We start from the raw sequence: 7,991 nt of genomic DNA, 5'->3' as shown, positions 1-7,991 counted from the left end.
TCCACATTGTTGACGCGGCCCACCGGCAGGAACTGGCGTTCGCGCCCCTGCAGGTCGTAGACGGCCAGGCCCAGCTTCTTGTCGGTGCCCAGCACCAGGCTGCGCGAGCCCTGACGCGGATGCACCCAGATGGCCGGATCGTCGGCGGCATCGCCCTGCGCGCGCACCGGCTGCGTTTGCGCGCTGGGCAGCACGATGGCCGGTGCAGGCGCCGTGGGCGCTGCGACCGGGTGTGCCGCCAGCCACTCGTCCAGGCGCTGCAGCAGCGCCTTCTCATCGGACTTGGCATCCGCCAGCAGCAGGCTGCGGCCCTCGCGCTCGGCATCGGCGGCATAGCGCCACAGGCCCACGCCGGCTTCGGCGATGTAGAGCGCGGCTTCGGCATCGCGCACCCGGCAGGCCAGCGGTGCCTGCGGCGTGGCCAGGCGGCGCAGCTGGCGCGGTGCGCTGCGGCCGCTTTCGTCCAGCAGCCATTGTTCGGACAGGCCGTCCTCGCCTAGCAGGAAGAGCTGCAGCAGGCCTTGCGTATCGCGGTGCAGGCACAGCTGCTCGGCCGCAAAGGCCGGGCCAGGCCAGCGCGCCAGCTGCTGCAGCTTGCTGCCATCGGGCTCGACGCGCAGCAGCAGCAGGCGGCCGCTGTCGGCATCCTGCACCAGGGCCAGCGCCCGGCCTTGGGCATCGCTGCGCTGGTCCCAGCGCTTGATGCGCAGCTTGAGCTGGTCGCTGAGGCGGCCATCGGCCGCGCGCAGCTCCAGGCCCTGCTTGCCCAGGTTCAGGGTCTGGGCCTGGGCACTGCCCATAGCCAGCGTCAGGGCGGCCGCGGCAGCGGCCAGGGAAGTTCTCATCACCATGCTCATCAGAACACCGCCGCCTTCACACCGATCTTGATGCTGCGACCATACTGCTCGAACTGCGCGTTGCGGGCCTTGTCGGCCTGGTAGACGTAGTACTTCGCATTGGCTAGGTTCAGCGCTTCGAAGCTCAGCTCCACACGCGGGTTGAGCTGGTAGCGCAGCGCGAAGTCCACCTGCTTCTGGCTGTTCACCTTCAGGTCCTTGGCGGCGTCGAACACGCTGCCCACTTCCAGCAGATAGGGCGACTTGTGGTTCAGCGCCAGGCGGGTGCTGAAACCGTGGCCTTCCCAGCCCAGGCTGAGGTTCAGCGTGCGGTCCGACTGGCTGGGCAGCGTGATCTCGCGCGAGACCCACTTGCCGCCGTCATAGCCGCCGATCCGGGCGCTCGAATCAACAAAGGTGGCGTTTGCGCCGACGATCAGGCCGTTCCAGGGGGCGGGCAGCTGGCGCAGCAGCTGGCTGTAGGCCAGCTCCAGGCCGCGCACCGTGGCCTTGTCGCCGTTGGCGTAGCTGTGCACCGCGCTGAAGGCCTCCCAGCCCTTGCTGCCAGCCAGATCGGTCTGGAACACGAAGTCCTTGATGTTCTTCTGGAACACATAGGCCGACACCGCGCCCTCGCGCCCGTCGCGGCCCAGCGCATGTTCGATGCCCAGATCGACATTGCGCGAGCGCAGCGGCTTCAGCAGCGGATTGCCCAGCTCGGCCTCGTCGCCGTCGACCACGCGACCGGGCGAAAGTTGGCCGAAGGTAGGGCGCAGCACCGAGTTCGTCAGCGCGGCGCGCAGCTGGGTGTTCTTGCCGACCAGGTCCTGGCGCAGCAGCAGGGCGGGCAGCCAGTGGCTGCTGCGCGTGCTGGCCTTGCGGGCGCTGATCACATCATCCAGCGCGCCAAAGCCTTCAGCTCTGAAGCTGATGCGCTCATGGCGCAGGCCGCCCAGCAGCTGGGTGCCGCCCTGCTCCCAGCGCAGCTGGGCATAGCCTGCGTCCACGTCTTCCTGCATTGCGAAATCGTTGGTGGCGGAATCCACCGCGTCGCGGAAGGTGGCGGGGGCAAGACCTGACACCAGGCGGCGCAGTGCGTCGGCGCTCAAGCCGGGGCCGAAGCTGCCCCAGGCATAGTCCACCGCGCCGCCGGCCAGGAACTGGTCCATCGCCAGCGCGCCCTTGGCGATGCCGGCCTTGGTGAGGTTCTTGGCGCTGTAGGCGAGCGTCTCCTGCTCGTTGCGCTTGTCGCGGCGAGTGGTCTTCAGGCCGGTCTTCAGCTCCAACTCGGCGCCACCGGCCAGCTCGAATTCACGCTGCAGGTCCAGCTTGGCATGCCGCACGCGGTCCGTGGCCTTGGAGTCTTCGATCTTGAACTTGTCCAGCGCATAGCCGCTGGCGGCCGCCATGCCGGCTGGTCCGACCAGCTGCGGACGCTGCGTGCCGCTGAAGCCCACGCCGCTGAAGCTGCTCTTGAAGGCCGAGGAGGCCAGCGCATTCGGCTTGTCCTCGCTGGCGCGGCCCTGGCCGGCTTCGGCGTTGAGTTGCCACTGGCTCAGCGCGAGATTGCTGCCCAGCACCAGCGAGTTGCTGCGGTTGTTCTCGTCGCGCGACTTCAAGCCGCGCAGCACGGTGGCCTTGCCCAAGGCGCCGCTGGCCTGCGCATCGTCGAACTCGACCGCCTGCGACTGGCGGGTCTCGCTGTCGTCGAAGCGGCTGGCGAAGCCGCGCAGGTAGTAATGCTGGCCTTGAACAGGCTTGTAGTCGAGGTTGATCGCGGCGCCGACGCGCTCGCGCAGGATCTCGTAGCGGCGCAGCTCGAACTCCTCCAGCTTGTCGCCGTCCCAGGCGCCGCCGGTCTCGACGTTGTCGCTGGCAAAGCGGCGCTGGTCGGCCGACAGCGCCAGCGCCACGCCCAGCGTGTTGCCCATGAAGCGGTCGGCAAAGGTCAGCGAGCCGCGGGGTCGGGTCTTGCCGGCATTGGCGTCGTGATTGGCGCCCAGGTCGACGCTGAACAGCCGGCCGGGCAGGTCGAAGGCCGACAGCGTGTTCACCGCCACGCTGCCGCCGATGGAGTTGGCGTCGTCGGCCGGCGTCAGCGTCTTGGCCACGACGAGTGAGCGGATGAGGCCGGCCGGCACCACATCCAGCCCCGGTGCACGGCGGTCGGCCTCGGAGGCCGGCACGGTGGCGCCGTTGATGGTGACGGCGTTGTAGTCGGGACCCATGCCGCGCACGCGGATGAAGCGGCCCTCGCCCTGGTCGCGCTCGACCGAGACGCCGGGCAGGCGCGCCAGAGCCTCGGCGGCGTTGTTGTCGGGCAGCGCGCCGATGGCATCGGCATGCACCACGCTCACCACGCCCAAGGCGGCCCGCTGCTTGTCCAGCGCGCTGCGCAGGCTGGCGCCCTGGCCGACCACCACCACGGTCGCGAGCTTCTTTTCCTCGGGCTCCTTCTTCTTGTTGTCTTCGCTGCTGGCGGCGGTCTGGGCCTGGGCGGACCAGGCCAGGGTCAGGCAGAGGCTGAGCAGGCTCAGGCGGGGCAGGGCAGATACGGGGTGTTTCGTCATGATGAGCGGTGGCTGAAGCCGGGAGTCGATCGGATGGACCGCATGCTCGGCAGGGCGCATGGCACTTGCGTGACATGCCGCAGCCGGGAGGCCGCAAGGCGCAGCAGCGGCGCCAGACTGAGCTGATCCGACTCCCCCCGGCACTGTGCCAGCCGCATGTGACGGTTTGTCACACAGGCGGCCTAGCATTCGCGCGGATGAAGAACCGAGACGTCAATGAGATGAACCAGCCCCAGGCACTGCCGCGCCTGCCGGCCCTGCCCGGGTTCGCGCCGGTGCTGGGCCTGCGCCATTTCGGCCATGGCCTGCTGCTGCTGCTGGCCTTGCTGGCCGGGCTGTTTGCCGACCAGGCCGCGCCGCGCCCCTTCGCACAGTGGCGCTGGATGGACATCGTCGGCGAGGGCGGCATGGCGATCATGGTGGGCGTCTGGCTGGCCTATGTGCGCGCCAGTCGGCCGGCCGGGCCTGTCAGCAACTGGCTGTGTCTGGGCCTGTCCTGCATGCTGCTGGGCAGCTATGTGGATGTGCTGGACGAGTTCTGGCTGCTGCCCAAGAGCGTGCTGTGGGACAACTGGCTGGAGTCCACGCTGACGCCGCTGGGTATGCTGCTGCTGACCGTGGGCCTGCACCACTGGCGCGGCGAGCAGCTGGCGCTGCAGCGCCAGCTGGGCCCGCGTGAGCGCGACTTCCGCGACCATCGTCGCATCGATGCGCTGACTCAGCTGGCCGATGCCGGCTATATGGCTGAGCAGATTGCGCTGGAGCGCAGCGCCGGCCGGGCCAGCACCCTGCTGATGCTGGGCTGGCAGGGCTTTGACGGCGTGGCGCGCCGGCACGGCCTGGCAGAGGCCGATCGCATGGTGCAGTCCGCCAGCCGCCTGCTGCTGCTGCATCTGCCGCCCGACACGCTGCTGTGCCGCTATGCCGGCGATCGCCTGGTTCTGCTGCTGCCGGCCGGCAGCGCGGCGCCCGAGCGCTTGCAGGCCGTACTGGCGGATTGGTCTTACCACCTGCCGGGCGGTGAAGCGCTGGCGCTGCCGGTGCAGGCGGCCCAGGCCCGTACCGACGAGGCCTTGGAGCCGCAGGCGCTGCTGCTGAGGCTGCTGGACCGGATGCGCTGAGATGAGTCGCCAAGCGCTGCAGGCCGAGCTCGACGAATTGCTGCTGCTCGGCCTGGGCGCCGGGCCGGTCTCGACCGGCGCACCCTACGAGATCGACACGCCCTGCCTGCCCTGGAGCGACCAGGCCGCGCTGCTGGCCGAGTTCGCGCGCAGCCGCGGGCTGGCGCAGAGCGAGTGGCTGGCGGCGGCCGGATTGCAGAGCAGCCCGGCCCTGCTGAGCCCACGCCAGCTGCTGGCGCTTCTTGAGCCTTTGAAAACCCAGGGCGGCGCCGACGCCGCCTTCGTGATCGGCCGCCAAAGCCTGCCCGGCCACTACGGCCTGGCCAGCCAGGCACTGCAGCAGGCCGCCAGCCTGGAAGAAGCGCTGCAGCTGTTGTGCCGCCATGCCGGCCGCCTGAGCCCGCTGCTGACGCCGCGCCTGCTGGTCGATGGCCGCGAGCTGATCCTGCTGTGGAGCGATGCCTGCGGCCTACCGCCCAGCCTGCGCGGCTTCGTCGTGGACCTGCACATGAGCGCGGTGGCCAGCTTCTGTGCCGCGCAAAGCGGCACCGTCCTGCCCTGGCGCTTCAGCTTCAACCGAACCGCGCCGCGCGATCTGGCCCAGCATGCGGTGTTTCTCGGACCACAGCTGAGTTTCGATTGCCAGGTGGACGCGATGCGGCTGGACCTGGACGGCCTGCGCTGCGCCTGGCATGCCGCGCCCGGCCCGGCGTTGGCGCGCGAGGCGCTGGCCCAGGGCGCCGATCCGCAGGCGCTGCGCCGCGGCCTGCTGGCGGCGCTGCACGACCGGCTGTTGCAATCGGTGGCCGAGCCGCCGGCGCTGGAAGCGATGGCGCTCAGTTTCGGCGTCAGCCCGGCCACGCTCAAGCGCCGCCTGGCCCAGCACGGCAGTCACTACCAGGCCGAGCTCGACCAGCTGCGCGCCTGGGTGGCGCTGTACCTGCTCGGGCCCCGCGGCGAGGCCAACGAGGCGGTGGCCGCAGCGCTGGGATTCTTCGACAGCGCGGGCTTCCGCCGCTTCTTCAAGCGCTGGACGGGGCTGCTGCCGAGCGCGGTGGGGCGTTGAGTCAAGGAAGGCTTAGGGCAGGCGCAGTTCCGCCAGTTTCCAGAACAGCAGTTGCTCGCGGTGCAGCACCAGTTCCACCGGCAGCTCGCCGTGGCGGGCGATGGCGAAGACAAAGCGGTTGGGGCTTTCGTAGCCCATCTGCGTCTGCAGCACTGAGCTGCCCGGCGCCTCGCCGCCCAGCGGGCCGGCGGCGCGCAGCGGCGATTGGCCTTGCATTAGGCGCGCCAGGCTTTCGGGCGTGATCAGCGCGTCCACCATCGGGCCTAGCAAGGCACCTGCCAGTGCCGCGCCAAAGGCGCTGGCCGGCGTGGGCTGGCCGTCGGTGCCGCGCTCCTGGCCGGCCAGCTTGCGCTGCACGCCCTGCTTCAGCTGGCCGCGCAGCGCGTCGAAATCCACATGCCGGCTGAAGGCCTGAGCATCGCGCGCTTCGGCCGCAGCGCGCAGCTGCTGCAGGGTCAGGTAGGGACTCAGGAAGACGGCAGCCAAGGCCAGTAGCAGGATCAGCGTGAGGGCCAGGCGCAGCAGGCGGGAGGAGGGGTGTTTCATGCGAAGCGGCGGTTCAGGGCGCCAGCATAAACAACAAACAAGGCCGCGCGGGTCAGGGGCTGACGGGCTTTCAGGGCTGCCAGTGCAGGCTGACGAACACGCCGTCCCCCAGCACCGCGACCTGCGCCTTCGCACCCAGGGGCTCGACGCGCCAGCGCGCCATGCCGTAGGCCAGCCCGGCCGACACGGCCACCTCGCTCCAGCGGTGGCGCTTGGCCTGCACGCGGGTATGGCCGACATAAGTGGCAGCCAGGTAGAGCGGCCAGGCCGCTTCAATGCCGTGGCGCACGTGCACATAGCTGGCCGCGCTGAAGGCGCGCGCTGCATGGCCGCTGGGGAAGCTGTTGTCGCCCTTGCCGTCGGGGCGGGTCACGCCGGTGGTCTTCTTCAGCAGTTCGGCCACCCCGGTGGTGAGCGCAAAGGTCTGGGTTAACTGCCATGCACCGTCCCAATCGCCCCGCCAGGCCTCTACCGCCAGCGTGCCGATCGGCAACGCCAGGCTGAGGTGGTCGCCAACGCGGCGCTCGGACATGGCCTGAGTGTCCAGGCAGGCCAGTGCGAGCAGGGTGACGGTGCCTGCGTGGCGACGCAAAGGCAGCTTCAGGGCTTTGATGGCATTCATGGCTAAAGCTTATGGCCAAGCGGCCTAGGCCTGAAAGCAGTAGGGCTTTGCGAGGGCTGGCCTCAGCGATCCGACATCGCCAGCTTCAGCCCGAAGGAAAGAAACAGCGCGCCGATGGCGCGGTTCAGCCATTGCGCCAGCGCACCGCCCAGCCTGAGGCGCCGGCTGGCCAGCGCGGTGGACAGGGCCAGAAAGTGGCACCAGAGCATGCCGTTGATATTGAAGATCGCGCCCAGCACGATGAAGGCCAGGGCCTTGTGCGGCGCATCGGGCGCGATGAACTGCGGCACGAAGGCGAGGAAGAACAGTGCCACCTTGGGGTTCAGCACGTTGGTCAGAAAGCCCTGGGCAAAGATCTGCCGGTGGCTGAGCGGCGCGGGGGCGGCAGGCGCCGCTTCTTCGAGGCTCGCAGTGGCGGGCGCGCTGCGGCGCGCCAGCAGCATCTGCAGGCCGACATAGACCAGATAGGCCGCGCCCACCCACTTGACCAGCGTGAAGGCCCAGCTGGAAGCCGCGAGTAGCGCTGACAGGCCCAGCGCCGCGGCCAGCACATGCACACAGGTGCCGGCGCCGATGCCCAGCGCGGCGGCTGAGCCGGCGCGCCAGCCCTGGGTGGCACTGCGCGTCATGATCAGCACCGAATCCGGACCCGGCGCGATGTTGAGCAGCAGGCCGGAGACGATGAATAGCGGGAGGTCGTGGATGCCGAGCATGACGATGGTTCGGTGTCAATTGGCCGATTGTTGCTCAGGCCGCAGATGCCGCCAGCGTGCGGGGCTGCAGGCGCCGCCTGGCTCGGGCCCCAGTGCCGAAGCGTGGGCTAGACTGACCGTTCCGCGACTTGCCGATTGCTTCACTTGCCATGTCCGAGACGCCTGTCGAGTTGACGCCGAGTGCCGAGCTGTTGAACAGCCTGGTTCAGCAGCTGCCCGGCGTGCTGTACCGGTGTGCGCTCGACAGCGATTGGAGCATGCGCTACATCAGCTCGGGTATCGAGAGCTTGGTGGGCTACCCGCGCAGCGACTTCATCGGCAACCAGGTGCGCAGCTACGCCAGCCTGATCCACCCGCAAGACCAGGAGCTGGTGGAGCGCAGCGTGCGCGAGGCGGTGGCGAAGCAGCAGGCCTTCGACGTGGAGTACCGCCTGATCGATGCACAGGGCCACGTTCGGTGGGTGCATGAGCGCGGCCGAGGCGTTTTCGGCGCCGATGGCTCGCCGCAGCATCTGGA

The 7,991-nt window shown here is 69.4% G+C and carries 8 protein-coding genes; 3 read left to right on the top strand and 5 right to left on the bottom strand.

Features of this window, described 5'->3' with window-relative positions:
• A partial coding sequence (locus tag ACIQ67_RS18410; protein ID WP_397535833.1) for a phytase occupies nucleotides 1-845 on the bottom strand: 845 nt, incomplete at its 3' end.
• An 11-nt stretch (nucleotides 846-856) separates the two neighbouring features.
• Complete coding sequence (locus ACIQ67_RS18405; RefSeq protein WP_397535832.1) at nucleotides 857-3,406, bottom strand: TonB-dependent receptor; 2,550 nt, start codon at nucleotides 3,404-3,406, stop codon at nucleotides 857-859.
• A gap of 197 nt (nucleotides 3,407-3,603) precedes the next feature.
• Between ACIQ67_RS18405 and ACIQ67_RS18400 the strand changes: the two genes are divergently transcribed.
• Nucleotides 3,604-4,527 carry a GGDEF domain-containing protein gene (locus ACIQ67_RS18400; RefSeq protein WP_397535831.1) on the top strand — a complete coding sequence of 308 codons (924 nt, stop codon included), beginning with the start codon at nucleotides 3,604-3,606 and terminating at the stop codon, nucleotides 4,525-4,527.
• Nucleotide 4,528: 1 nt separating this feature from the next.
• Complete coding sequence (locus ACIQ67_RS18395) at nucleotides 4,529-5,593, top strand: AraC family transcriptional regulator ligand-binding domain-containing protein (protein ID WP_397535830.1); 1,065 nt, start codon at nucleotides 4,529-4,531, stop codon at nucleotides 5,591-5,593.
• A 12-nt stretch (nucleotides 5,594-5,605) separates the two neighbouring features.
• Here ACIQ67_RS18395 and ACIQ67_RS18390 read toward each other — a convergent pair whose 3' ends face one another.
• The 3 genes from ACIQ67_RS18390 to ACIQ67_RS18380 form a co-directional block, all read right to left on the bottom strand.
• On the bottom strand, nucleotides 5,606-6,139 hold the full coding sequence (locus ACIQ67_RS18390; protein WP_397535829.1) for a DUF2939 domain-containing protein: 534 nt from the start codon (nucleotides 6,137-6,139) through the stop codon (nucleotides 5,606-5,608).
• Nucleotides 6,140-6,209: 70 nt separating this feature from the next.
• Nucleotides 6,210-6,761, bottom strand: a complete 552-nt coding sequence (locus ACIQ67_RS18385; RefSeq protein WP_397535828.1) for a phosphatase PAP2 family protein — start codon at nucleotides 6,759-6,761, stop codon at nucleotides 6,210-6,212.
• Between the two features lie 62 nt (nucleotides 6,762-6,823).
• Nucleotides 6,824-7,474 (bottom strand): LysE family translocator, encoded by a 651-nt coding sequence (locus tag ACIQ67_RS18380; RefSeq protein ID WP_397535827.1) that lies wholly within the window; start codon nucleotides 7,472-7,474, stop codon nucleotides 6,824-6,826.
• Nucleotides 7,475-7,623: 149 nt separating this feature from the next.
• On the opposite strand from ACIQ67_RS18380, the gene ACIQ67_RS18375 reads away from it, so the two are divergent.
• Nucleotides 7,624-7,991 (top strand): PAS domain-containing protein (locus tag ACIQ67_RS18375; protein WP_397535826.1); only part of this gene is annotated, 368 nt, incomplete at its 3' end.

This window comes from Roseateles sp., assembly GCF_044373315.1.
In the GTDB taxonomy this organism is placed as follows: Bacteria; Pseudomonadota; Gammaproteobacteria; order Burkholderiales; family Burkholderiaceae_C; genus JACDQM01.
The sequence above is the reverse complement of the archived record's forward strand: the minus strand, read 5'-3'. Positions and strand labels throughout refer to the sequence as shown.

Bases quoted from the DNA above. Each gene is read 5' to 3' on its own strand.
- ACIQ67_RS18405 (WP_397535832.1), bottom strand. From the start codon at position 3,406: ATGACGAAACACCCCGTATCTGCCCTGCCCCGCCTGAGCCTGCTCAGC.
- ACIQ67_RS18385 (WP_397535828.1), bottom strand. From the start codon at position 6,761: ATGAATGCCATCAAAGCCCTGAAGCTGCCTTTGCGTCGCCACGCAGGC.
- ACIQ67_RS18390 (WP_397535829.1), bottom strand. From the start codon at position 6,139: ATGAAACACCCCTCCTCCCGCCTGCTGCGCCTGGCCCTCACGCTGATC.
- ACIQ67_RS18395 (WP_397535830.1), top strand. From the start codon at position 4,529: ATGAGTCGCCAAGCGCTGCAGGCCGAGCTCGACGAATTGCTGCTGCTC.
- ACIQ67_RS18400 (WP_397535831.1), top strand. From the start codon at position 3,604: ATGAAGAACCGAGACGTCAATGAGATGAACCAGCCCCAGGCACTGCCG.
- ACIQ67_RS18380 (WP_397535827.1), bottom strand. From the start codon at position 7,474: ATGCTCGGCATCCACGACCTCCCGCTATTCATCGTCTCCGGCCTGCTG.